General features: G+C 76.5%; 18 protein-coding genes. 10 read left to right on the top strand and 8 right to left on the bottom strand.

Annotated elements, in window-relative coordinates:
• The first annotated feature begins 210 nt into the window (after window positions 1-210).
• A complete protein-coding gene (locus ACQEVU_RS17215; protein ID WP_433324574.1) occupies window positions 211-822 on the top strand; it encodes a hypothetical protein in 612 nt (203 codons plus the stop codon).
• Here the strand turns inward: ACQEVU_RS17215 and ACQEVU_RS17210 are convergent.
• The gene (locus ACQEVU_RS17210; RefSeq protein WP_433324572.1) at window positions 807-3,530 is read right to left on the bottom strand and encodes a CHAT domain-containing protein; all 2,724 of its coding nucleotides are present in this window, start codon (window positions 3,528-3,530) and stop codon (window positions 807-809) included. The two genes, ACQEVU_RS17215 and ACQEVU_RS17210, sit on opposite strands and share 16 nt — an antisense overlap.
• Before the next feature lie 81 nt (window positions 3,531-3,611).
• Between ACQEVU_RS17210 and ACQEVU_RS17205 the strand changes: the two genes are divergently transcribed.
• A complete protein-coding gene (locus ACQEVU_RS17205; protein ID WP_433324570.1) occupies window positions 3,612-3,965 on the top strand; it encodes a hypothetical protein in 354 nt (117 codons plus the stop codon).
• Here ACQEVU_RS17205 and ACQEVU_RS17200 read toward each other — a convergent pair.
• The gene (locus ACQEVU_RS17200; protein WP_433324568.1) at window positions 3,962-6,223 is read right to left on the bottom strand and encodes a hypothetical protein; all 2,262 of its coding nucleotides are present in this window, start codon (window positions 6,221-6,223) and stop codon (window positions 3,962-3,964) included. The genes ACQEVU_RS17205 and ACQEVU_RS17200 overlap by 4 nt on opposite strands.
• Before the next feature lie 142 nt (window positions 6,224-6,365).
• Here ACQEVU_RS17200 and ACQEVU_RS17195 point away from each other — a divergent pair, with 142 nt between their 5' ends.
• Window positions 6,366-7,163 carry a polysaccharide deacetylase family protein gene (locus ACQEVU_RS17195; RefSeq protein WP_433324566.1) on the top strand — a complete coding sequence of 266 codons (798 nt, stop codon included), beginning with the start codon at window positions 6,366-6,368 and terminating at the stop codon, window positions 7,161-7,163.
• Here the strand turns inward: ACQEVU_RS17195 and ACQEVU_RS17190 are convergent, their stop codons facing one another.
• Window positions 7,164-10,559 carry a CHAT domain-containing protein gene (locus tag ACQEVU_RS17190; protein ID WP_433324564.1) on the bottom strand — a complete coding sequence of 1,132 codons (3,396 nt, stop codon included), beginning with the start codon at window positions 10,557-10,559 and terminating at the stop codon, window positions 7,164-7,166.
• A 6-nt stretch (window positions 10,560-10,565) separates the two neighbouring features.
• Entirely contained in the window at window positions 10,566-12,392 is a 1,827-nt protein-coding gene (locus ACQEVU_RS17185; protein ID WP_433324562.1) for a WD40 repeat domain-containing protein, read from the bottom strand.
• A gap of 47 nt (window positions 12,393-12,439) precedes the next feature.
• On the opposite strand from ACQEVU_RS17185, the gene ACQEVU_RS17180 reads away from it, so the two are divergent.
• Genes ACQEVU_RS17180 through ACQEVU_RS17170 form a run of 3 tightly spaced genes read left to right on the top strand, consistent with a single transcriptional unit; the run spans window position 12,440 to window position 15,078 of the window.
• A complete protein-coding gene (locus tag ACQEVU_RS17180) occupies window positions 12,440-12,994 on the top strand; it encodes a restriction endonuclease (protein ID WP_433324560.1) in 555 nt (184 codons plus the stop codon).
• Entirely contained in the window at window positions 12,991-14,301 is a 1,311-nt protein-coding gene (locus tag ACQEVU_RS17175; RefSeq protein WP_433324558.1) for a CoA transferase, read from the top strand. Before ACQEVU_RS17180 ends, ACQEVU_RS17175 begins: the two co-directional genes overlap by 4 nt.
• A 12-nt stretch (window positions 14,302-14,313) precedes the next feature.
• Entirely contained in the window at window positions 14,314-15,078 is a 765-nt protein-coding gene (locus tag ACQEVU_RS17170; RefSeq protein ID WP_433324556.1) for a class I SAM-dependent methyltransferase, read from the top strand.
• On the opposite strand, the gene ACQEVU_RS17165 is transcribed toward ACQEVU_RS17170, so the two are convergent.
• Window positions 15,079-17,460 carry a hypothetical protein gene (locus ACQEVU_RS17165; protein ID WP_433324554.1) on the bottom strand — a complete coding sequence of 794 codons (2,382 nt, stop codon included), beginning with the start codon at window positions 17,458-17,460 and terminating at the stop codon, window positions 15,079-15,081.
• 87 nt (window positions 17,461-17,547) lie between these two features.
• On the opposite strand from ACQEVU_RS17165, the gene ACQEVU_RS17160 reads away from it, so the two are divergent.
• The 3 genes from ACQEVU_RS17160 to ACQEVU_RS17150 all read left to right on the top strand — a co-directional run bounded on the left by ACQEVU_RS17160 (window position 17,548) and on the right by ACQEVU_RS17150 (window position 21,199).
• Window positions 17,548-19,368, top strand: a complete 1,821-nt coding sequence (locus ACQEVU_RS17160; protein ID WP_433324552.1) for a hypothetical protein — start codon at window positions 17,548-17,550, stop codon at window positions 19,366-19,368.
• Entirely contained in the window at window positions 19,365-20,573 is a 1,209-nt protein-coding gene (locus ACQEVU_RS17155; RefSeq protein WP_433324550.1) for a CHAT domain-containing protein, read from the top strand. Before ACQEVU_RS17160 ends, ACQEVU_RS17155 begins: the two co-directional genes overlap by 4 nt.
• 77 nt (window positions 20,574-20,650) lie before the next feature.
• Window positions 20,651-21,199 (top strand): hypothetical protein, encoded by a 549-nt coding sequence (locus ACQEVU_RS17150; protein WP_433324548.1) that lies wholly within the window; start codon window positions 20,651-20,653, stop codon window positions 21,197-21,199.
• A gap of 22 nt (window positions 21,200-21,221) precedes the next feature.
• On the opposite strand, the gene xylB is transcribed toward ACQEVU_RS17150, so the two are convergent.
• Together xylB and ACQEVU_RS17140 are read right to left on the bottom strand one after the other, a co-directional pair.
• Window positions 21,222-22,607: a xylulokinase gene (xylB, locus tag ACQEVU_RS17145; protein WP_433324546.1), complete on the bottom strand. Its 1,386-nt coding sequence runs from the start codon at window positions 22,605-22,607 to the stop codon at window positions 21,222-21,224.
• On the bottom strand, window positions 22,604-22,774 hold the full coding sequence (locus ACQEVU_RS17140) for a hypothetical protein (RefSeq protein ID WP_433324544.1): 171 nt from the start codon (window positions 22,772-22,774) through the stop codon (window positions 22,604-22,606). The genes xylB and ACQEVU_RS17140 overlap by 4 nt, the downstream gene beginning before the upstream one ends.
• Window positions 22,775-22,984: 210 nt before the next feature.
• On the opposite strand from ACQEVU_RS17140, the gene ACQEVU_RS17135 reads away from it, so the two are divergent.
• Window positions 22,985-23,131: a hypothetical protein gene (locus tag ACQEVU_RS17135; RefSeq protein WP_433324542.1), complete on the top strand. Its 147-nt coding sequence runs from the start codon at window positions 22,985-22,987 to the stop codon at window positions 23,129-23,131.
• A 258-nt stretch (window positions 23,132-23,389) separates the two neighbouring features.
• On the opposite strand, the gene ACQEVU_RS17130 is transcribed toward ACQEVU_RS17135, so the two are convergent.
• A complete protein-coding gene (locus ACQEVU_RS17130) occupies window positions 23,390-23,572 on the bottom strand; it encodes an antitoxin (protein WP_433324540.1) in 183 nt (60 codons plus the stop codon).
• Between the last annotated feature and the right edge of the window lie 26 nt (window positions 23,573-23,598).

Genomic DNA, 23,598 nt, shown 5'->3' with positions numbered 1-23,598 from the left:
CCGGCGAGCGCCCCGCGCCAGAGCGCGACGACGTCGTTCTCCAGCGCGGTCCGGAAGCGTCCCGTGGCCCGCAGAGCGGCGGCGCGAGCGGCCGGGCCCTCGTAGCCGGTGACCACGTCGCCCCGGTCGAACGCACGGTCGGCCGCGAGCCGCTGCACCGACGTCGGGTCGCCGATCGGGTTCTCCGCGAGAAACTTGTCGGGCCGACTGATGATCCGTCCGGAGGTTGTACGCGAGCCGGCGGGTCGCGGCCCGGCGTACGTCATCGGGAAGCTCCGTCTCCAGCAGCCGCTCGAGGTGAGCCCGGCGCGCGGCGGAGCCGTCCCCACGCCAGGTATCGAACATCCGCCGGACATGCCACATCCACGTTCCGTCGGGCGCCTCCGGAATCCGTTCCGCCGTCCGGGTCAGGCTGGGCAGATCGGTCAGGGCGTTGAGGAGCCACGGTACGCGCAGCCGCTGCTCGGCGGCGACCCACGCGACGAGCTCGAGGACGTCGAGGCGGGCGTGCGCATCGTCGGCGATCTGGTCGTGGCGTTCGAGCCGTCGCGACAGCTCGGTCTTGCCGACGCCGCCGATGCCGTAGTACACGAGCACGTTGTGCCGCTCACTCGTCGCCAGCGTGGCCGTGCCGCCGGTCAGGTGCTCGACGTGCCGCAGCAGGGCGTCCGCCAGCGCCTGGCTCTCGCCCACGCGATCGGTGAACAGATCCGCCGCGCTGTATCCGGGATCAAAGAGGCTCGCCAGGTTGTCCATCGATGCCGACGATGGCACACCGCCACCCGGCATGGGGTCATCCTTCCGGCTCAGGCGCCGGTGTAGGCGAAGGCCGCCCAGTAGCGAGGGTCGATGTACGGGCGTTCCGCGGCGCCGACGGGTTCGACGTCGGGCAGCAGGGCGCGTAGGTCGGCCCGGGTTGCGGTGCGCAGCCACTGCTGGGCGCGGTTCAGGGCCACGGCCGGCTCCGCGCCCTCGCCGCACCACCGCTGGTAGAAGGCGGTCATCAGGTAGGTGGTGGCGAGGTCGTCGACCGACCAGGCGGTGGCGATCACGCCCGCGAAGCCGAGCTCGATGAGGGCCGACGGCAGGCCGACCACCTCGTTCGGCGTGGCCGAGCCGGAGACGTTCGTCTGGCAGGCCGACAGCACCGCCAGGCGGCGGCGGGCCGGGCGCAGCGTGCGGCGCAGGTCCTCCAGGGTGACGTGGCGGTCGGCGAAGTACAGCCGGGTGTCCATGATGGACTCCGGGCGGGCGGCGCCGTGGCAGGCGAGGTGCCACACGGTGTGGTCGTCGGCCGCGGCCTGAAACTCCGCCCACGTGCAGGCATGGAGGGGCTGGGCCGGGCGGCCCGTCCACCGGCGCGTCACCTCGGCCGTTTCCCGGGCCACGTGGTGCAGGTAGCCGCCCGGGGCGACGCCGGGGCCGCCCGGCGCGTCGACCGCGAGCAGCGTGTCGTCCCGGGTGGCAAGGTCGCGGGCCGTGTCGCGGCAGCGGCGCAGGGCGCGGGCGTTCGGGGCGTACCGCACCGCGAACTGCCGCCCGACGTGGTGCCACACGAACCACTCGTCCCCCGGGGCGCCGGCCGCGTGGATGGGCAGGAGGGTGAGCAGGCCGACCGGGACCAGGGTCACGATGCGGCCACCGGCCATGGTGGCGACCCGGTCCAGGCCGCCGTCGAACAGGCTGCGCAGCGCGGTCACCATCGCGTCCGCCCGCGGGGGCCCGATCGGCTCGACCTCCCGGGCGCCGGCGGTCCCGGGCAGGAGGTCGGCGGCCAGGGCGGCGACGGTGGCGCGGTCGAGGCGCGGGAGGTCGATGTACTGCGGGGCGTGCTTCGCGGCGACGACGAACGCGCAGCCGCCGGCCCGCGCGGCGGCCACGTACACGATGGCCCCGTCGCCCGTCTCGGCGGTGATGTCGTCGTAGCGCACCTCGGTGACCGGCGGGTCCGATCCGGCCGCCGCGGCGAGGGCCTCGGTCAGGCCGACGGCGCGCCCCGTCTCCAGCGCGACGACCGCGTCCCGGTACCGGCCCGCGCGGCCCAGCCAGTAGCCGGCCTCCTCCGCATACTCCTGCGCCGCCGCGATCACCCGCTCCTTCGCCTCGGCGCCGGTGCGCGTCACGGCGTCCTGGGCGGCCAGCGCGACGAGGCGCTGGTAGGCCTCGGCGGCGAAGTCAGGGTTGCCGCTGCCGACGGCCCATTCGGCCCACGCCACCGCCAGCCGGGCCTTCCCGGCGGTGCTCCGGGGCGCCTCCACGGCCGACCGCCACGTGCGATGGCGGCGCTCGACCGGGCCTCGCCCGGTGAGCCCGTCGCGCGCGCCGAGGGCCTCCTGGCGCAGCAGCCGCTGGTCGGGGCCGGGCGCCCGGCCGATACGGCGGGTGAGCCGCACCGCCTCGCGCACGTCGGCGGTCCGCTGCGCGGGCGGCGTTGCGGGGTGCAGCGCCCGCTCCAGCAGCAGCCGGGCCAGGGCGCCGTCGGCCGCCGTCGTGCGCCGCCACCAGCGCCGGCCGGCCCGCCGACCCGACCGGCACAGCTCGATGCCGCGGTCGAGAGCCGCCGGATCGAGCCGGGCCCACACCAGCCCGAGCGTGGCGAGGGTCTGCGGCCGCAGCCGGCCGGCGGACCGGTCCATCAGGCTCAGCCCGAGCTCCCGCACGGCCGCCGACAGGTCGCCGGTGACGATATGACGCCGGGCCCGGACCAGGTGCACGAGCCCGTCACGGTCCAGCCGGTCAAGCAGCTCGTCGAGCGGGCCGAGGTCACCGTGGATCTCGGCGGCCTCGATGGCGTCGTCGATGCTCGCCGGCCCGACCCGGGGCAACCCGTCCAACATGGACGACCGCCGGGTCTGCGCCAGGTTGACCCGGGCGTGGTGGAGGTCCCGGACCTCGGCGGCGCGCTGCATGTCGCGGTGGTGGTAGTACACCAGCACGCCGTCGGCGCGGCTCGCGACGTCGCGCATCGCGGCGTAGACCTCGTCCGCGCGCGGATGGTCCATCGAGGACTCACGCACGAGCACGGCGGCGCACGCGCTGACGAAGTTTGCCGCAATCACCCCTTTGCCGTGGTCGCCCTCGATGTCGCGGGTGTCGACGTGCGGGTACTGGTCCATGATCTCGCGCACGGCCCGGTCGATGTCGTCCAGCTTGGCCGCAAGCTCCAGCATCGGCAGCATCCTCGGCGAGGCGCCGCGGTACGCCGCCCAGGCCGCGTCCGCCGCCGGACCATCGTCACGCCGGAGCGCCTCCTTGTACGCCCAGACGTGCTGCTCCAGCTCGAAGTACTCCCGCAGCCGACAGTCCGGATCGTCCAGATTGTGGCGGATCCAGTGTCCCCGGGCATCGTGCGCCCAAGGCTCCTCGAAGGCGGCGTCGGCCGGGCGGCCACAGTTCGGGCACGGATACGGCCACGACCGCGGCGCCGGCTCGTCGCTGACCGCGCAACCGCGGTTGCACTCCCAGCCCCGGACGCGCGCGCCGGGCGGGGCGAGATAGCCGTAGGAGGTGCGCGGCGGTCGTCGGCTCACACCATTCTCTGACGGACCGGTCCGTCAGAGAGGGGCATGGGACTGTTCCGCTGTACACCCCGGCCGCGGTTTCGCGCCGACATGGCCGGTTGGCTGGAGAAGTTCGGCCGGTACACGCTCGGCCCGTTCGACAGCCGCGTCGACGGCATGGAGGTCGTGACCCGCTTCGACGAGCTGCGCGACTACGCGACCGCCGACCCCGACGGCTTCCTGGCCGAGCTGCAGGCCGTCATTGCGGGCGACGACGGCGGCTTCGCGACCTACGGCGCCGCCTGTCTCGTCTGGCAGATGCTCGACTACTGCCTGTGGCGGCCCGCCGCGCTGCCGCTGCTCGACGCGGGGCTCGACTTCAAGCTCGATCGCGGCCTGCGGCCCGAAATGTTCAGCGCCGACGAGCGGACGCGCCTCGCCGAACGCCGTGCGCAGCAGGGTTAGCCGGGCGCGTGGGTGGCGGTCCAGGCCTGGGTGTGCAGGATCGCGCGGCCCTGCTCCAGCAGGGCGAGGGCCTGGACCAGGCCGGCGCCGGACGGAGTGCCGTTGAGCGCCGCGGCGGCGCCGGCCGTGGCCGCGCCGGTGAACCGCTCCAGGTGGTACTCCTGGCTTTCGCGGCCGATCCGGGGGCGGGTCAGCGGGCCGAGCAGCCGCACCGCCCAGGCGTACGCCAGGGTGGCCTCCTCCCACCGGCCGTGGCGGGCCGCGAGATCGCCCCAGCTCATGGCGGTGGTACAGCGGATGAGTGCCGGCGCCGTCGGGTGCTCGGTGGCGGTGCGCAGCGTGGCGAGGGCCGCCGCGAGGCCGCTCGGGTCGCGCTGCTCGTACGCCTCGGCGAGCACGATGGCGATGCGGGAGCGGTCGGGATGGTCGTCGTCGAGCGCGGCGAGCGCGGCGGCGGCGTGGTCGATCACCCGCTCGAGGATCTCGGGGCGCGGGGAGTGCTGGAACATCCCGTACTCGGCGGTGGCGAGGTTGGCCAGCGCGCCCGGGTAGGCGAAGTGGCCGGGGCCGGTCCGGGCGAGGGCGCGCGTGGCGGCGTCGATCGCCTCGCGCAGCCACGCGGGGTCGTGGCCGGGGTCGTCGGCGGCGATCCAGCGCAGCCGGAGTGCGTTGCTGAGGTTCACCCAGAACTGGGGGTTGTCCTCGGCGGCGGTGGCCGCCCGCAGGTGGTCGATCGCCTCGTCCAGGGGTGCGATCCCGTCGGTGCGCAGGTGCAGCTCCTGCAGGTGGGCGCCGAGGGTGGCCCGGTAGCCGGGGCGCGCGACGTGGCCGGCGGGGGTGGCGGCCAGCGCGCGGCGCATGCGCTGCACGGCGGCGTGCAGGTCGCGGACGTCGCCGAGCTGGACGTACCGCGCGTGCAGCGCGTTGGCGGCGTGCAGGTCGGCGGTGCCGGGGTGGGTGCCGATCCGGGGCGGCCGCGCCGCGGAGGTGGCGACCGCGTCGTCGGCGTCGTCGACCCGGCCGCCGCGCTCCGCCCGCAGCCGCAGCGCGTGGGCCAGGTTGGCGCCGACCAGGTCGGTGTCGGGGTGGCCCGCCGGCAGCCGGGACAGCGCGTCGCGCAGGTGGCCGATGCCGGCTTCGAGGTCGGCCGGGGCGCCGGCCCGCTCGTAGCGGGTCACGAGCAGGGCGCCGAGGTTGCCGACGTACCCGGGGAGGCGGGCGTCGCGCCGGTCGGTGCCGGTGAGCGCCTCCTCGGTCGCCGCGATCGCGTCGGTCAGGTGGCGAGGGTCGTGCTCGTGGCGGTACACCTGCTGCAGTGCGACGCCCAGATCGCCCGCGATGGCGGCCCGCCGGCCGGGGTCGGCGCACCCGTCGCGCGCGGCCGACAGCAGCGCGGCGGCCCGGCGCAGGTCCTCGACGGCTCCGGCGATCTGGTGGCGGATCAGCAGCGCCAGGGCCAGGTTGACGGCGCCGGCCTCGCCGGTGGCGCGCTCGCCGGCCGCCACCGCCTCGTCGAGGGCCTCGGGACCGCCGTGGCCGAACTCGTAGCACAGGCGCAGCGCGTCGCACAGCGCCGGCAGCACGCGTTCGTCGCCCTGCTGGGCCACGTGCCGCCCGACGTCGACGGCCATCGCCAGCTCGTCGGCGCCGCCGGTGAGCTCGAAGCGGGAGACGAGCCCCTCCACGAGGTCCACCGCGACGTCGCGCCAGGCCGCGTCGCTCTCCGGCGTCGCCATCAGCGCCCGCATGAGCATGGCGAGGGCCTGTTCGAGGTGGGCCGGGTCGCCGCTCACCCGGTACCCGCTCATCGCGTTACGGCCCAGCACGCGCAGGGTGGCGGCCGGCAGTTCGGCCTCGGGCGCCGGCCCGTCGAGGTCGGCGAGCGCGGCGCGGATCTCGCGCTCGCTGTGCCCCGCCGTGAGCAGCCCGACGAGGTCGACGTCGCCGGGGTCGGTGGTCTCGCCGAGGGCGAGCGCGACCAGGTGGCGCACCGCGGCCGGCGTCGCGGCGTCACGGCCGGACCGCATCCGCTCGAGCACCGGGGCCGCGAGCGGGTCGGCGGCGCCGGACAGCTGCTCGCGGAGCTCGAGCAGGTGATGCAGGACGACCCGGGCGAGCGGGTCGTCGCCGTACTGCCGCCAGACCGCGCCGGCCTCGGCATAGGCGTCGGCGCCGAGCACCGCCGCCGGCGCGCCGGCGTTGGCGCGCCCGATCCGGAAGAGCAGCCTGAGCAGCGCGAGGCCGATGCGTCGGTCCATGCCGTTCTCTGACGGACCGTCGAGGTGCCAGGTCCGGAGATTTCGGATGAATACGAAACGAACGGCGGGTGTCCGGATCCGCCGGCCTCGTGATCGAATACGGCGGTACCAGTAGCGGGAACGCCGTGACCGACGGGAGAGGGTGTTGAACCGACGCGCGCTGTTTCGAGGTGGTCTGCTCCTGACCGCCGGCGCCGCCATCGGAGCGGCCGCCGCGACGGTCCCCCAGGTGTGGCCACAGCGTCACCTGCCGCTCGACGGCGGATATGCGCCGGCCGCCGACCGGTTGGACTACGACAACCAGGGGCGCGTGTCGGTCACCTGGCACGTCGAGACGACCGAGCCGGTGGTCGCGTTCACGTTCGACGACGGGCCGGGCCCGAAGTGGACCTCCGAGGTGCTGGACACGCTGGAGCACTACGAGGTGCCGGCGACGTTCTTCCTGGTCGGGCAGAACGTGGCGGCCCACGGCGACCTGCTGCGCGGCCGGCTGGACCGGCACGAGGTCGGCAACCACACCTGGTCGCACCCGGACCTGGCGAAAATGGACGCGCCGGCCGTCGGCCGGGAGCTGGCCCGCGCCCACGACACGATCAAGTCCGTGACCGGGCGTGAGCCGAAGCTCTTCCGCCCGCCGTACGGGCACCTCGGCGGGTCCACGCTCCTCGGGGCCGACCGGGCGGGCTACAACCTGGTGCTGTGGTCGACGAAGATGAACGAGGACCTGTACGTCAAGAACCCGCCCGGTCAGGCGCAGGACATCGTCGAGCACGCCCGTCCCGGTCAGATCATCCTGGCCCACGACGTCGGCTCGCCCAACCGGTACGTGGCGCTCAGCCAGCTCGGCACCATGTTCACCGGGCTGCGCCAGCGCGGTTACCGGTTCGTCACCGTGTCCGAGCTGATGGCCCTCGGCCAGCCGGTTTCCGGCAAGAGCTGATCAGGGTCCGCTGTGGATCAGCGGGGCCCACAGGTCGGGGCGGTCCGGGTTCGCCGCGCGTAGCCGGCGGGTCACGTGGTGCAGGACGGTGGCCGCACCGTCCGCGACCGGTGACTCCGGCAGCGCCCGGTAGAACGCGCGGGCGGCCCGCACGGCGGTGCCGTCGTCGAGCGGCCACAGGCTTGCCACGACGTGCCGGAAGCCGGCGAGCTGGAACGCGGACGCCAGGTGCAGCACCTCGTCGGCGTACCGGATGCCGTGGTTGGCGGTGGAGCAGGCGGACAGGTACGCCAGCTCGGCCTCGGCCAGCCGCAGCCCGCCGACCTCGGGCAGGCGCAGCGTCCGGTCGAACAGCCGCAGCCCGCCGCCGGCCTGGGAGGCCGGGTCGACCACGGCGTGGCAGGCGAAGTGCGCCCACGTGGCCGCCTCGACGGCCGGCACCACCCGGCCGGCGGTGGCCTGCTCGCCGGTGAGCACCGTGCCGCCCAGCGCGGCGGCCTCGCGGGCGGCTCCGGGCAGCGGGGCGAGCCCGGGCGTGTGCGGCAGCGCCACGGTGAGGCGCCGCCGCCGGGTCGCCGGCGGCCGGTCGCGGGCGGCCCGCAGGGCGCGCAGGGAGGGCACGTAGGACGAGACCAGCACGTCGGGGGCGGCGCCGGCGGCGTGCAGCGGCAGCAGGCCGAGCGGGCCGGTCGGCAGCCACCACACCCGGCACGGTGCCGCCGGCGTCGCGGCCAGCGCGGCGACGACCGGGCCGACGACCGCCTCGTCCAGCCAGGCCAGGATCTCGCGCACCACCCGGCCGCGGTCCGGCACGCCGGCCGGCGACGGCTCGCCCTCGAACGCGCCGAGCAGCCGCGACCCATGGGTGTCCACATCGGACAGTCGCAGGCCGGGCAGCTCGACCAGCGCGGGCTCGGCGCCGGGCCGCACGACGACCGCGTCGCCGCGGTGCCGGCTCGCGTTGACCAGGACCGCGCAGCCGCCCGCCACGGCGGGGCGCAGGTCCGCCAGGCGCGGCGCGGCCAGGAACCGTTCCAGGCCGGGCCGCCGCCGGATCTCGGCGAGCAGCGCGTCGTAGTCGGCCCACCACCGCCGCCGTTCCTCGGCCGGGAAGTCCGGCGTGTTGAGCCGTTCGCACACCCAGCCGAACCGGTCGGCGAGGCCGGGGGCGTGAGCGGCCAGCGCCACCAGGTCGACGCGGGTGCTGGCCTGGCTCGCCAGCAGCACGCCCCGGCCGAGCTCGGCGATCTCGACCGCCCCACCCGGGTCGCCGGCCGCACAGTGCGCGGCGACCGCGTCGCCGACGAGGCCCGCCGGCCGGCCGAGCCGGTGCTGCTGGTCGGCCCAGCCGGCCTCCCGTGGCGCCGCGGACGGCAGCAGCGCGACCGCCCGGTCCAGCAGCCTCACGGCCAGCGTCGCGTCGCCGGCCGCCAGCGCGAGCGAGCCGGCGGCGTGATGGGCGGCGATGCGGTCCAGCGGCGCCGCACCGTGCGCCTCGGCGGCCCCGGCCGCCAGGTCGCGGAGCCGGTCCGGGTCCAGCGCGGCGGCCCCGCGTTCGAGGCGGGCGGCGCAGACGGTGGCGGTGAACCGCGAGCGGGCGGGGTGGCCGGCCGGGACCATGGCCAGCGCCCGCTCGGCGAGGTCGACCGCCGCGTCCGCCTCGCCGTCGCCGTCCGCCTCGCCGGTGGCGCCGAGGCGGTGCCGGTCGAGCCGCATCTCGGCGAGCAGCGACAGACGGCCGGGCAGCTCGACGTGGTCGGCCGGGGTACCGGACACGGCCCGCTCGCCCAGCTCGACCGCCCGGTCCAGATCGCCCGGCCGGCCCGCGCCGCGGTGGCGGCGCCAGTACGCGGTCGCGAGCCGCACCTGCCGCGCGGCGAGGGCGAAGCCGGGACCGACCGCCGCCCGCTCGCCGAGCGCGATCGCCCGGTCGAGGTCGCCGGCGTCGCCGGTGACGACGTAGCGCTGCTGGTAGGCGTCGCTCAGCGTGGACAGCCACGCCGGCGGCCCGCCGGCCGCGAGCGCGTCCTCGGCCAGTTCGACGGCGCGGGCCAGGTCGGCGAGCACGCCGGTGTGCGCGTGCCGGGTCAGGTGGACGGCCGCGAGGTCCATGGCCGCGGCGGCGCGGTCGGGCCGGCCGGGCGGGACGGCGGCGAGCGCCCAGCCGGCCAGGGTCACGGCGCGCTCCAGGTCGGCGCCGTCGCCGGTGGCGAGGTGCCGCTGGTGGAGCGCCCCGGCGAGGCCCCGCAGCAGCGGCGGGCGGGCGCGGTCGTCGTCGGGCAGGGTCGACAGCGCCTGCTCGTACAGGTCGACGGCCCGGTGCACGTCCCGCGGCGACCGGCTCCGCTCGTGCCGCGTGAGCAGGACCGACGCCGCGGCCGCCAGGTGGGCGCCGCGGCCGGGGGCGTCCGGCGGCGGCGCGGCCACGATCCGTTCGCCGAGCTCGGCCGCGCGCCACAGGTCCGGCGGGGCGCCGGTCCGCTCGTACCGCCGCAGCAGCGCGCCGCTGAGGGTGGCCAGCAGCGCGGGGTCCGCCTCGTCGCCGGCCCGCGCGACCGCTTCGCCGGCCAGGACCACGGCCCGCTCGACGTACGCCGGGTCGCCGGTCTGCTCGTACCGCAGCCGAAGGACCTCGGCCAGCTCGGCCGGCGCGGCCACGTCGGCGCCGGCGACGGCCAGCCGCCGCTCCAGCAGCCCGACGGCCCGCCGCAGGTCGCCGGCCCCGCCGCGGAGCTGGTGGCGGCACCGGTACGCGGCGGCCAGGTGCGTCCACGCCGCCGGGGCCGGCTCGCCGCGCCGGTCGGCGATCTCGACCGCCTCCTCGCCGGCGACGACGGCGGCGTCGAGGTCGGCCGCGGCGCCGTCCCGCTCGTGCCGGCGCCGCAGCGCGAGGCACAGGTGCGCGAGCCGCGCGCCGCGGCGCGGGTCCCGCCGCGGCGTCGCCTGCGCCGCCGGGGTCATCAGCAGGATCGCCGCGTCGAGCAGGGCCGGGTCGGGCCGGCGCGCCGAGGCCGCCAGCAGCGCCACCGCCGCCTCCGCCTGGGCCTCCGGGTCGGTGAACCGCCCGACCAGCGGGTGCAGCTCGGCCGGCACGGCATGATGGTCGTCCGCGACGGCCTCCAGGCACAGCAGCGCCCGGGCCAGCTCGGCGTCGCCGCGATCGCCGGCCGACTCCCGGTGCCGCCAGTAGTGCAGCCGGCCCAGCACGCGGGACCCCGCCAGATACAGGGCCTCCAGCGGCGCCGAGGCGCTGTCCGGGTCGACGGCGCGCACCGCCCGCCACAGCGCCGCCGCGTCACGGTCCGCGGTGGCGTCGAGGATCGCGGCCGGATCGCCGGACCGCCGGTACTCCTCGACCCAGGCGCTCACCCGCACGGCGAGCTCCTCGATGGACACCGGCCCCTACCAGCGCGGGCTCAGCCGCACGACGCGGGCCGGCGTGTCGCCCTCCCGGCCGGTCGCCAGCAGCAGCGCTCCGTCCGGCCGGGCCACCAGGCCGACCGGCTCGTGCCATCCCTCGCCCGCATGGTCCACCGTGGCCAGCGGCGCGCCCGATTCGGTGTCCCAGACCAGCGTCTGCCGGCCGCCGGTCGTGGCGACGGCGACGCGCAGGCCGGGCAGCACGGCCAGCGCGACGTGCCCGTCACGCCGCCCGCCGGGCGCGGGGAACGTGCGCACCACCTCGCCGGTGTGGCCGTCCCAGATCCGCACCACGCCGCCGGCGGCGGCCGCGACCCGCAGCGAGCGGTCGGCGAGCGTCGCCACCGCCACGTACGGCGGCCGGATGCCCGGCTCGGCGCGCTCGAACACGAACTCGTGCGCGACCGTGCCGGCGGTCGCGTCCCAGACGTACACGGTGGACCGGTCCGAGTCGTCGACGCCCGCGACGACGCAGACGTGCCCGTCGGACCGCACGGCCGCGGCCACCGACCACACGATGTCGACGCCGCGGGCGCCGACCTCGAAGACGGCCCGGGTCTCCTCGCTCGCCACGTTCCACACCCGCACGGTCGCGTCGTCGCCTCCGGTGACCAGCCACGGCACGTCGCCGGGCGGGCCGGCCCAGGCGACGGCGTTCACCGGTCCGTCGTGCCCGAGGAGGTCGGCGACCGATTCGCCCTCCCGGGTCGTCCAGACGCGGGCCGCGCCGTCCTGTCCGCCGGTGGCCAGCACCGCCTCGCCGTCGGCGAGCACGGTGAGCGCGACGGACAGGACCCGCTCGGTGTGCCCGGAGACGGTACGGATCCGGCGGCCGTCGCCGGCGCTCCAGACGTGGGCCGCGGTGTCCTCGGCCGCGGCGAGCAGGTACCGCCCGTCGGGCAGGGCGGCCAGGGCCAGGTCGTTGGGCGGCGGGTCGGCCGCCTCCCGCCACGGCGGCGGGGTGACGTCCCGGACGTCCACCGACTCCGGCCCCCAGTCCCTCGGCCGGGCCGTCATGGCGCACACCGGGCGCGGCGGCCCGGCCGGCGCCGGTGTCCGCGGCCAGACGATCCGCGGCGGCAGCAGCCCCAGGTACCGCAGATCCTCGGTCACGCCGACCTCGCCGGACGGCGAGACGCTCAGGCCGTGCGGGGGCCTCGACCGGCGACTGACCGGCACGTCGACGATGTCGCTCGACCGGTAGGGCAGCTCCGGGTCGGCGTTGGACCACACTTCCCGCTCGTACTCCGCGTCCGCCGCGGCGCGCTCGCGGTAGTCGACGACCCGCCAGTCCGAGCCCGCCTCGACGGCCGTGCAGACCGCGTACCGCGGCGATCCGTCGATCGGATCGCGGTACCGGATCAGCTCGATGACGCCCTCGAGCAGCGAATGCGTCTCGGTACTGCGCAGCGTCTCACCCGCGTCCATGGCGGCCGTGTAGGCGTTCCAGCGCTCGTCCTTGCCCCGGCCCCAGCCGGCGTGCAGCGACTCGTCGTCGTGCGTGTCGTACAGCACCCGTGAACCATCCGCACGCCACAGCGCGCGGAACGGCCCGGAGTCGACGCCGACCCGCTCCCAGCGGCCCTCGTGCCGGTCCATCAGCCCGCGAACCGCCTGCCAGGCGGCCGTCTTGCCGGGGAAGCGCCGGTCACCGAAGCCCAGGTGGCGCACGTACCAGCCGTCGCCGACGGTGCCGACCTGGATCTGCACCGCCATGTCCAAGGGGCCGTGCTCGCGCAGCTCCCACTGCGCGACGGGATCGTGCGCCTCGTGTTCGAGATCGATCGCCGTGTCTCGGTCAACCTCCACCGGCCGCATCTTAGCCACTCGGCGCGCGGCCGGTTAGGATCCAAGCGGTGCAGGACGATCACTGGCCGGCGTTCGACATCACGCCCAAGGCCTACGAGGAGGCCGTCGCCGCGATCGCCCGGTCGATGGACCTGGAGCTGGCCGGCTGGGACGTCAGGCACCTCGATCCGCTCGAGGGCCTCGACGGGACCTACATCATGGACGTCACGGCGCGCTTCCGGCTGGCCGGCCTGGACTTCCTGATCCTGTTCGAGTGCAAGCGCCACAAGGACCCCGTCAAACGCTCCGATGTCCAGGTACTGCTCACCAAGCTGCAGTCCACGGGCGCGCAGAAGGGCGTCGTGGTGGCCGCCACCGGCTTCCAGAGCGGCGCCCTCGAGTTCGCCGTCGCGCACGGCATCGCCTGCGTGCGGCTGGTCTACGACGCGTGGACGTATGTGACGCGCCACGCCACAACGGCGGCCCCGGCCGTGCTCACCGGGGTGTACTGCGGCTATGCGATGACCCCCGACGGCGACGGCGACTACGAGTACACCTTGCTCAACGGCAGCCCCGGCAACGCGCGGTCGGCGCTTCTCAGGCCGGCCGGGATGGTCCCGTGAACGTGCGGGTGGCCGGGGATCCGCGGCCGGCCGGCCTCTCCTCGCCGCTGGCGGTCGCCGAGTGCGCCGTGGCGTCCGTGTCCGCCTGCCTCGACGCCGCCGCGGAGCTGGCACACGCGCGCAGCGGGCGGCGGCCCGAGGTCGTCCTGGACACCGCCCACGTGGCGGCCGCGATGCGCAGCGAGGCCCTGCTGCGCGACCCGGCGGGCCGGGGCATCGACGGGTTCGCGCCGCTGTCGCGGCTCTGGCCGGCGGCGGACGGCTGGGTGCGGACGCACGCGAACTATCCCTGGCACCGCACGGCGCTGCTCGCGGCGCTCGGGGTCGGCGACGGGCCGGACGACGAGGTTCAGGCCCGGCTCGCCGAGGCGGTCGGCGCCCGGCCGGCGGCGGAGGTGGAGCGGCTGGTGTACGAGGCCGGCGGGCTCGCGGTTGCCGCGCGCACCCAGGAACAGTGGCGCGCCGACGGGCCGGCCACGGACGCATCCCCCTTGGTTTCCATCGTGCCGGCTGGCGCCGGGCCTCCCATGCCGCGGCCGGGCCCCCTTCCGGCGTCGGGGCTGCGGGTGCTGGATCTGACCCGGGTCATCGCCGGGCCGGTCGGCACCCGGATGCTCGGCGCGCTCGGCGCCGACGTGCTGCGCGTCGACGACCCGGGCCGCCCGGAGCTGCCGCTGCACGCGGTCGACGGCGTGATCGGCAAGGCGAGCACCCTGCTGGACGCGAGCACCGGGCCGGGCCGGGAGGCCCTGCACCGGCTGGTCGCCGGGGCCGACGTGGTCGTGACCGGCTACCGGCCCGGCGCGCTGCGCCGCCTCGGCCTCGAGCCGGACCAGATCGCCGAGGAGCACCCGGGCACCGTCGTGGCCACGCTGTCGGCGTGGGGAACGGCCGGCGAGTGGGGCCGGCGCCGCGGCTTCGACAGCCTCGTCCAGATCGCCACGGGCATCGGCTGGGCGGCCACCGCCGACGGCGCCCGCCCCGGCGCGCTGCCGTGCCAGCTGCTCGACCACGCCTCCGGGTATCTGCTGGCCGGCGGCGTCCTGACCGCGCTGGCCCGGCGGGCGCGGACCGGGGAGGTCGCGCACGTGTCGGTGTCGCTCAACCGGACGGCGCGATGGCTCCTGGACCAGGGGGTCCGCGCTGACGTCCGGGACGGCGAACCGGACCCGGACGCCTTCCGGGTCGCGCTCGGCGACGGATGGAGCGGCATCAGCCCGCCCGGGCAGCTCGACGGCCGGGCGTTGAGCTGGCCCGGTCTGCCGCCGGCGTACGGGCGCTCCCCCGCCGCCTGGCGCGACGCCTGAGGAGGGACGACCATGCAGGGCCCCGTCGACTACGACGCCGAGCTGACCCGCTACGGCGCGGTGCTGCGCCGGGCTTGGGACGTCCGGCCCGGCGACCGCGTCCTGGACATCGGCTGCGGCGGCGGCCGGACGACCCGCGACGCGGCGCGCGCGGCCCACGCCGGCCGTGCGCTCGGGCTCGACGTGTCCGCGCGGGCCGTCGAGCGGGCCCGGGCGCTCGCCCGCGCCGAGGGCCTGGGCAACGTCGCGTTCGAGTGCGCCGACGCGCAGCGGTACGACTTCGCGTACGACTCCTTCGACCTGGCGATCAGCCGCTTCGGCACGATGTTCTTCGCCGACCCGGCCGCCGCGTTCGCCAACATTGCGCGGGCGCTGCGGCCCGGCGGCCGCCTCGTCATGGCGGTCTGGCAGTCCGGCGACCGCAACGAGTGGGACGTCACCATCCGCCGCGCCCTCGGCGACCCGCAGCCGCGGGGACCGGACCCGTTCTCGCTGGCCGACCCGGCGGTGGTGGAGGAGATCCTGCGCGGCGCCGGGTTCGCCGGCGTCACGTTCACCGACGTCGGCGAGCCCGTGTACTACGGCCCGGATCCGGACGCGGCACTCGACTGGGTCCGTGGCTTCTCGTGCACCAGCGCGGCGCTGCAGAATCTCGACCCCGCGGCGGCGGCCGCCACCCTCGACCGCCTGCGTGACGCGCTCGCCGAACACCTGACCGCCGACGGCGTCTGGTTCGACGCCCGGGCCTGGATCGTCCACGCGAACCGCGGGCGGTGACTACGGCGGGGGCTGGGCGAGCGCGGCCTCGAGGCGGTCGGCCAGGGCCGGCGCCGCGTCGCGCAACCGGGTGAGCTCGGCCCGCTGCTCCAGCAGCTGGCCCCACAGCACGGTCCGCCCCTGCTCCAGGCACTCGACCGCGGCGTCCGCGCGGCCCGCCGTGATGCCGGCCTCGGCGGCGTCGGTCGCGACATCCGCCAGCCAGGCCAGGCGGAGCTCCTGGTCCGTGCGGTCCAGGCCGCGCCAGGCGACCGCGGGCAGCAGCGAGACCGCGACGGCGTACATGTCGGTGGCGACGCCGGCCGCGCGGTGGCGCAGCGCGAGCCTGGCCGCGTCGATGGCGGCGCGGATGCGCTCGACGGCCGCCGCGTGCTCGTTCATCGCGGCCGACCGGAACGCCGCGACCGCCTCGGTCGCGGATCGCGGGTCGGCGCGGTACAGGGAACCGGCCACGATCTGCAGCGAGGCGTGCGCGGGGGTGCCGGGGGCGACGGCGGCGAGCAGCGCGGTGACGTGGGCCAGGGCGTCGCGCCGGGCGTCCTCGTCGCCGTCGAGCTCGTAGCGGGCGAACTGCACCTGGGCCAGGTTGAGCGGCACCATCCACCAGTCGGCGTCGTCGCGGCCGCCCGAATCGAGGGAGGTGCGCAGCGCGTACTCCGCCTCGTCGAGGTCGTCGCGGTCGCCGGTGACCTCGAAGGTGCGGTGCAGCACGATGCCGACGTTGTTGAGCAGTGATGCGTACATCGGGTCGTCCGGGCCGGCATCGCGCAGCGCCGCGCGTGCGGCGTCGGCCGCGCCCCGCAGGTCCTCGGGGTCATCGGTCAGGTCGTGGCGGGTCTGCAGCGCGTTCGCCAGTGCCGTCAGGTGCATCGTCCGGCCGGCGCCGTCCGACGCCTCCCGCAGCACCTCCACCGCCTCGTCGATGTCCGAACGCGCGCCGTGCAGGCCGTAGCGGTACCGCAGGGCGACCGACAGCCGGGACAGGACCGCCCCGCGGATCGCGTCACCGGGCGCCAGCCGCTCGGCCGCCGAGCGCAGCAGGTCGACGGCCTCGTCCAGGTCGGCCGGCGCCCCGGTCGCGGCGTACCGGGCGGCGAGGGCGGTGCCCAGGTGGTCGAACAGCACCAGGCGGCGCTCGAGCTCGGCCGGGTTCGCGTCGCGCATCGCGGCCCGCAGCACCTCGATGGCTCGCTCCAGGTCGCCGAGGTCGCCGGAGCTGAGGTGCCGGGTGAGGTAGGCCAGGCCGGCCGCGGACCGGTCCGAGGTGTCGCCGCCGACCAGGTGCCGGCCGATTTCCACGGCCCCGTCGACGTCGGCGCGCGCGATCAATGCATTGACCAGTGCGCCCCGATGCGCGGGCCCGGCCTCCCGCAGCAGCGCGATCGCCTCGTCGAGGTCGGCCCGCGCGCCCAGGTGCGTGGCGCGGACGGTGAGCGCGGTGGCCAGCCAGGCCAGCCGGTCCGGGCGGCCGGGCGCGCCGGTGGGCAGGCCGGCGACGGCCGAACGCAGCGCGGCAACGGCCGCGCTCAGGTCCGCCGGGTCGCCGCGGGCCTCGTACCGCGCGAACAGCACGACGCCGAGGTCGTGTTGCGCGGCCAGCCGGTCGAAACCCGGATCGGCCTCGGCGCCGGCCCGGCGGGCCACGTCGACCGCCTCGTCCAGCAGCGCCGGTTCGCGCCGGATGCGGTACTGCCGCACCAGCGCCTGCGCCAGCTCGCCGCAGCGCAGGGCCCAGCCCTGCTCCGTCTGGTCGGCGGTCGCCCGCCGCAGCAGCCCGACGGCCTCGTCGACCGCGGCCGGGTCGCCGCGCCGGGCGTCCCGCTCGAGCAGCGCGTCGGCCAGCAGCGCGTCATCGTCGGCGGCGGCCCGCGCCGCCTCGATCGCCGCGTCGAGGTCGCCCGGGTCGCCGTCGCGGCGGAACCGGTGCAGCAGGCCGGCGCCGAGCGCGCGGGTGACCCGGGTCCGCCCGGTGACGTCCACCCCGGCCGGCACCTCCCGGCGCAGCAGCTCGATGGACCGGTCGAAGTCGGCCCGCGAACCGGTCCGCCGCAGCGCCGACGCGAGCTCCGCGGTGGCCTCGGCGTACTGCTCCGTGTCCGGCGGGTCGGCCGACAGCACCCGTTCCAGGGCCTGAATCCCGGTCGCCAGATCGGAGGCGTTGCCGGTGCGCCGGAACCGGGCGATGCGCAGCGTGGCGGAGCGCACCAGGTAGCGGTTGCGGCGCGGGCCCGGCGGGGCCTGCTCGGCCGCGATCGCGAAGCTGGCGGCCGCCTCGCCGAGGATCTCCATGTCGTCGCCGGACCTGCGGGCGCCGGCGGCCTCCATGAACGCCAGCACGTTGTAGGCCCGGGAGCCGACCTGCCGCGCCCACCAGCCTGCCACCGCGCCAGGCTACCGAAGGGCCGCCGGGGCGTTCGACGGGCGAACGGACGATCGTTTCCGGCTCGGACCCGATGCCATCCTGGGCGCATGCGATGGCGCTCCGGGCCGGCACTGGACGCGACGGCCGACCGGCTGGCCGCCCTGCACCTCGAGCGCGCCCGGGCCGAGCTGCTGCGCCACCGCGTGTACCGGCCGGCGCTGGCCAACGGGGCCCGGCTCGCCGGCGACGCACCGTCCGATGTGGACCTGAGCGAGCTGGCGCCGGCCGAGGTGTACGCGGCGATGCCGACCGGGCGGCTCGTCGTGCTCGCCGGGCCGGTCAGCGGCAAGACGGTGTTCCTCCTGCGGCTCGCCGAGGCGTACGACGGCGGGCCGGTCCCCGTCGTGGTGCCGGTCGCCGGCTGGGACCCGGGCGGCCGCGACGTCGCCGACTGGGTCGCCGCCCGCGTCGCCGTCGACTTCCCGGAGCTCGGTGGCCCCGACGCGCGCGGCGTCACGCCGGCCCGCCGGCTGGTCGCCGCCGGCCGCGTCCTGCCGCTGCTCGACGGCCTGCACGAGCTGCCGGCCGCCGCCCGCGCCGCCGCCCTCGAGCGCCTCGACGCGTACGCGGGGCCGTTCGTCCTCACCAGCGACCCGCACGCCTACCGCGAGGCGGTCCGCGCGGCCGGCGACCCGGCCGGAACCGCCGCCGTCGAGCTGCGGCAGCTGCGCCTCACCGAACTCGACGCCTACCGCCGCGCCGACCGGCCCGCCGACGACGGCGGCGGCGCCGAGGACGTCCACGCCGACACCGACATCCGTGCGGCCCTGGACCGGGTCTTCTCCGACGCGTACGGGCCGCCGAGCCCGTACCGGCCGGACGAGGCGCGCCGGTGGCTCGCGTTCATCGCGCGCGGGTTCGACCGGGCGCACCAGTACGACATCCCGTGGGCGGGCCTCCCCGTGCTGATCCGGCCCGCCCCCGCGGCCGCCGTCGGGGCGCTCCTGGCCGTCGTGGCCTTCGAGGCCTCGCTCTGGCCGGTGTACCACCTCTGCGAACGCCTGCGGCCCGGCTTCCTCGGCGACCTGCGCGCCACCATGAACACCACGTTCGACGCCGCCACGTTCGGCCTCGGCGGGGTCGCGTCGCCGCTGACCGCCGCCGGGCACCTCAAGTGGCTCGCGGTCGTCGCCGCGCTCGGCGCGCTGATGTGGGCCGCCGGCACCCGGCCGGGTCGCGACAAGCCGCGCCGCGCGGCCGGGCGGCGCATCGGCGACCGGCGGGCCGTGATCGCCGGCGCCCGCAAGGGGCTGCTGTGGGGCGTGTACCTCGCCGCCGTCGAGCTGCTGTCGTACTGGCTGCGCCTGCCCGAGGACGCGTGGCGGGTCTTCGAGGACGGCCTCGCCCGCCACGGCATCGAGCTCACCGCCGGCATCGTGGTGACGTTCATGGCGGCGCTGGTGCCGGTCGCCGCCGCGATCGGCGCGGTCCGCGGCCGGCTGCGTCGCGCGCCGGGCGCGGTCGTGACGGATGCGCCGCCGCCGGACCCGGGCCGGGACGTGCGCGCGAGCCGGCGGCGCCTGCCGCGGTTCGTGATCGTCGCCATCGCCGTGTCCGCCGGGCTGTGGCCGCCGTACGTGCTGCTGCTGGACCTGACGTACGGGCTGCCGTCCCGTCCCGGGATCGCGGTCACGGCGGTCCTCGGTGCCCTGTTCGGCGCCGGGGCGGGGGGCTTCGCCGCGGCCACGTTCCTGCCCTGGCCGCGCTTCGCCGTGGCCCGCCTGTACCTCGCGGCCCGGGGGAGGCTGCCGCTGCGGCTGATCCGGTTCCTCGACGACGCCTGCGAGCGTCAGGTGCTGGAGCCGGCCGGCGGCGCGTACCGCTACCGCGACCCGGTCCTAAGAGATCGGCTGGTGTCCCACGGATGATGCCCGACAGTGCCCGGCAGCTGGACCGGCGGATGGCCCGCGCACGGGCCTGGGACGACGTCGTCGCCGAGATCCGCCGCCTCGAGGGCTTCGCCGACTTCCTGCGCCCGCCGCGCCTGGCCGACCTGCTGCCGGCCGCCGAGGGCGGGCCGGTCGTCATCGTCAACGTGGGGTCGGGCCGCTGCGACGCGCTCATCGTCCGCACCGGCGGCGTGGAGGTGCTCGACCTGCCCGACCTGCGCAAGGACGACGTCGTGGAGCGGGTCGAGGGGTACCTGCTGGCGCTGGGCGGGCTGGGGCGGGAGCGGGAGGTGGTGCCGTACGGCACCGGCGGCCTCGGCCCGGACACGCTGCGCGACACCGCGGCCTGGATGTGGGACGCGTTCGCGCGCCGCATCCTCGACCACCTCGGGCACAGCGGCGCCCCCGACGGGCCCTGGCCGCGGCTGTGGTGGTGCCCGACCGGCGCGCTGAGCCTGCTGCCCCTGCACGCCGCCGGCCGCCACGGCATACCGGGCGCGGCCGTCGTCGACCGGGTCGTCTCGTCGTACACGCCGACGCTGCGCGCCCTGCTCGACGCCCGCCGATCCGGCCGCCCGGACGATCCGGGCGACGAACGCCTGCTGGTGGTCGCGCTGCCGGACGCGCCCGGCCAGCCGCCGCTGCCGTCCGTCAGGGACGAGGTGGCGCTGCTCGCCGCCGCACTGCCCGGACGCCGCCGCACGCTGCTCGAGGGTCCCGCCGCAACCCGGGATACGGTACTCGCCGAGCTCGGCCGGCACCGCTGGGTCCACTTCGCCTGCCACGGCTCGCAGGACCTCGACGATCCGTCGACGGGCGGCCTGGAGCTGTACGACGGCCCGCTCACGGTCACCGACCTCGGCCGGCAGGCGCACCGCAACGAGTTCGCGTTCCTGTCGGCGTGCAAGACCGCCACGGGCGGCGCCGCGCTGCCGGACGAGGCGATCACGCTCGCCGCCGCGCTGCACTTCACCGGCTTCCGCCACGTGATCGCGACGCTGTGGTCGGTCGGCGACCGCACCGCCGCCGAGGTCGCCGCCGCCGTCTACGCCGACCTGGCCACCGGCGGCACCCTGCACCCGCAGCGCAGCGCGGTGGCCCTGCACCACGCGGTCCGGGATCTGCGCGAGCGCAGCGGCGGCGACCTCACGGCCTGGATGCCGTTCGTCCACATCGGACCGTAACCCGGCCCGTCCCCCGAGGGTCAGCGCGACGGGCCGCGGCCGCGTATCGTTGGCGACCGATTTACGGGGGAGGAATCATGCAACTGTCCGTTGCCGCGCGGCGGGTGGTCGGGTTCGCGGTGGCCTACGCCGTCGTCGAGCTGGCCGTCGCCGCGCTGCTCGCCGCGACCGGAAACGTCCCGTCGTCGCTGCAGGCCCGCGCGGTGGTCGTCACCCTGCTGGTCATCGGTCTGGTCGGCTTCGCGGTCGTGCTCGGCCTGCTGATCTCGGGCATCTCGTGGCTCGTGGCCGCCGCCCGCGAGGCCCGCGAGCAGGGACGGCCGACCAACCGGCTCATCGGGTTCTACGTCTTCGGCGCCTTCGTCCTGCTGTTCGTCCTCGGGTTCTTCGACCTGCCCGGCGGGGTGTACGCGGCGATCGCGGTCCGCATGCTCGGGGTCGCGGCGCTCATCGCCGGCGTGCGGCACTCCACCGCGGTGCTGCGCCAGGGCGCCGGGGTCAAGCGGCCCTACTCCGAGGAGCCCCCGATGGTGGCCCGGCCGACCGCCGAGGACTGGGACGCCTCGGTGTGGGACCCGGACGTCCTCAAGGACATCGACCGCCGCCGCCACAAGGAAGGTCGCTGACGAGGTCCTGGCCGCGACCGCGTTACGTCAGCAGCCGTAGGGACCGTTGGCGGACGTCGGCGTAGCGCTCGTGCACCTCCGGGGTACCGGCGGCGGCTACCTCCTCGGCCGCGAGAGGCCACTGCGGCGGCTCGGCACCGCCGGACAGCGCCCAGGCGGCCTGACGCGCCGCGCCGCGCGCGACGTACTCGCCGGGGCTCGGCACGCTGACCGGCGCGTCGAACAGCGCCGGCGCCACCGCCCGTACGGCGCGGGACTTGGCCGCGCCGCCGATCAGCAGCACCCGGTCGACCGGGGTGCCCTGAGCGCGGAGCGCGTCGAGGGCGTCGGCGAGGCCGCCGAGCATGCCCTCCACCGCGGCCCGCGCCAGGTTCGCCGCCGACGCGTTCGCCCGTGTCAGCCCGGCGAGCAGACCGCGCGCGCCGGGCAGGTTGGGGGTGCGTTCCCCGTCCAGGTACGGCAGGAGCGTCAACCCTCCCGCGCCCGGCGGCGCCGACAGCGCCAACTCGTCGAACTCGGCCGGCGACCGGCCCAGCAGGTCGGCGACCGTGCCCAGCACCCGGGCCGCATTGAGCGTGCACACCAGCGGAAGGAACCGGCCGGTCGCGTCGGCGTAGCCGGCCACCAGCCCGCTCGCGTCGGCGGTCGGAACCTCGCTCAGCCCGAACGCGCACCCCGAGGTGCCCAGCGACACCACCACGTCGCCGGGCCGCAGGCCGACGCCGAGCGCTGCGGCCATGGTGTCACCGGTGCCGGCGGCGAGCACCGCGCCGGACGCGGTCTCGCCGACCGTCTCGGCGGGCCCGGCGACCCGGGGCACCGCCAGGTCCCGGCCGAAGGCGAGCTTCACCAGATCCCGGCGGTACTCCCCGGTCGCCGGCGACCAGTACCCCGTACCGGATGCCTCGCCGCGGTCGGTCGTCGGCTCGCCCCCGTCAGCGCGCAGCCGGTGGGTGAGCCAGTCGTGCGGCAGCAGCACCGTGGTCGTCCGGGCCGCGAGCTGCGGCTCGGCGTGGGCGAACCAGCGCAGCTTGGTGACCGTGAAGCTGGCCACCGGCACCAGCCCGACCGCGTCGGCCCACGCCTGCGGGCCGCCGAACTCGTCAGTGAGGTCGACCGCGGCGCGCGCCGAGCGGGTGTCGTTCCACAGCACGGCGGGACGCACCACTTCGCCGGCCTCGTCGAGGCAGATCATGCCCTGCTGCTGCCCGGCGACGCCGATCGCGGCGACACCGTCCAGCAGCCCGGCGCTGGCCTGCTCGTACGCGGCCCACCACAGGAGCGGATCGGCCTCGGTACCGTCGGGGTGTGGCGCGCGGCCCTCCCGGAGTACCTCGCCGGTGTCCGCGTCGCACACCACGACCTTGGTCGATTGGGTCGACGAGTCGACCCCGGCCACCAGTGTCATCGCACGCCCAGCAGACGTTCCATGGCCGGTTGATTGAGACGCTCGAACGCTTCGACCCGGTCGAGCGGGGCGCGAGTGGCCTCATCGAAGTCGTCGCGGGCGGTCCGGCCGACCGTCCGCAATCCACACGAGAACCTGTCCTGCGCAGCAGGCGTGAAGCCACTCATGGCGGTGCCTCCGTTGTCGGCTGAGGCCGACTTTACGCACTCCAACCGGGTTAGTTCAATACCATTCCAAACCTCCCGGCTGCGCCGGGTGAAGTCGACGACGCTTCATCCGCACCAGCGCCTGCAGTGGGCGGGTGATGCCCGCCCGGATCCGGGAAGGCCTGCTCGCGACGGCCCTCGCCGTGGTGATGGCCGGGGGCACGGGCCGTCATGCTGGGGGCGCTGGCCACCGCCACGACGCTGCCGGTGTTCAAGCCGTGGGGCCGCACCGGGCGCGGCTACGCCGCGGCGCGCAGCGGCGGTAAGGCCGCGGGCATTGCGGGCGCCGCGGCGGCGGCGAGGACGGATTCGGCGTGACGGGCCGGCGGGCACGGGCCCGGCCACCCGCAGGCGGGGCACGGGCCGCCGTCGGCGCCGGGGGCGTGCCGGGCGAGAAGCTCGGCGGCGGTGCCGGCCAGGATGCTGTCGGATCGGATGATGGCGGACACCAGTGCTCCCGGGGGTAGATCAACTGTGACGGCGGGGCACATACCCACCGTACGGTCGAATCAACCAAAATCACTGAACTGCGCAAGGCCGGCCACTCACGGTGACCGGCCTCGGCATCGTGCCGGGTCAGCGCTGGGTCTTGCCCTGGCCCGTGTGCTGCTGGGCGTAGTCGACGCCCTTGTCCACCTGGCTCGAGTACTTCTCGTCCGTGCGCCGGTTCGCCTCGTCGCCCGCCTTGCCGATGGCCTCGTCGACCTTGTCGTCGTGCTCGTCGGCGACCTTCTTGGCCTTCTTCAGGAAGTCGTTCACGACGTCGCCACCTTTCGTTGGACGGG

This window comes from Dactylosporangium sp. CA-139066 (assembly GCF_050936175.1).
GTDB lineage: Bacteria > Actinomycetota > Actinomycetes > Mycobacteriales > Micromonosporaceae > Dactylosporangium.
Note: the sequence above shows the minus strand (reverse complement) of the source record. Positions and strands in the feature narration are given on the sequence as shown.

Coding starts and splice junctions, on each gene's coding strand:
- ACQEVU_RS17200 (WP_433324568.1), bottom strand. CDS start 6,223: ATGGACCGACGCATCGGCCTCGCGCTGCTCAGGCTGCTCTTCCGGATC.
- ACQEVU_RS17135 (WP_433324542.1), top strand. CDS start 22,985: ATGCTGGGGGCGCTGGCCACCGCCACGACGCTGCCGGTGTTCAAGCCG.
- xylB (WP_433324546.1), bottom strand. CDS start 22,607: ATGACACTGGTGGCCGGGGTCGACTCGTCGACCCAATCGACCAAGGTC.
- ACQEVU_RS17170 (WP_433324556.1), top strand. CDS start 14,314: ATGCAGGGCCCCGTCGACTACGACGCCGAGCTGACCCGCTACGGCGCG.
- ACQEVU_RS17215 (WP_433324574.1), top strand. CDS start 211: ATGATCCGTCCGGAGGTTGTACGCGAGCCGGCGGGTCGCGGCCCGGCG.
- ACQEVU_RS17155 (WP_433324550.1), top strand. CDS start 19,365: ATGATGCCCGACAGTGCCCGGCAGCTGGACCGGCGGATGGCCCGCGCA.
- ACQEVU_RS17140 (WP_433324544.1), bottom strand. CDS start 22,774: ATGAGTGGCTTCACGCCTGCTGCGCAGGACAGGTTCTCGTGTGGATTG.
- ACQEVU_RS17150 (WP_433324548.1), top strand. CDS start 20,651: ATGCAACTGTCCGTTGCCGCGCGGCGGGTGGTCGGGTTCGCGGTGGCC.
- ACQEVU_RS17205 (WP_433324570.1), top strand. CDS start 3,612: ATGGCCGGTTGGCTGGAGAAGTTCGGCCGGTACACGCTCGGCCCGTTC.
- ACQEVU_RS17160 (WP_433324552.1), top strand. CDS start 17,548: ATGCGATGGCGCTCCGGGCCGGCACTGGACGCGACGGCCGACCGGCTG.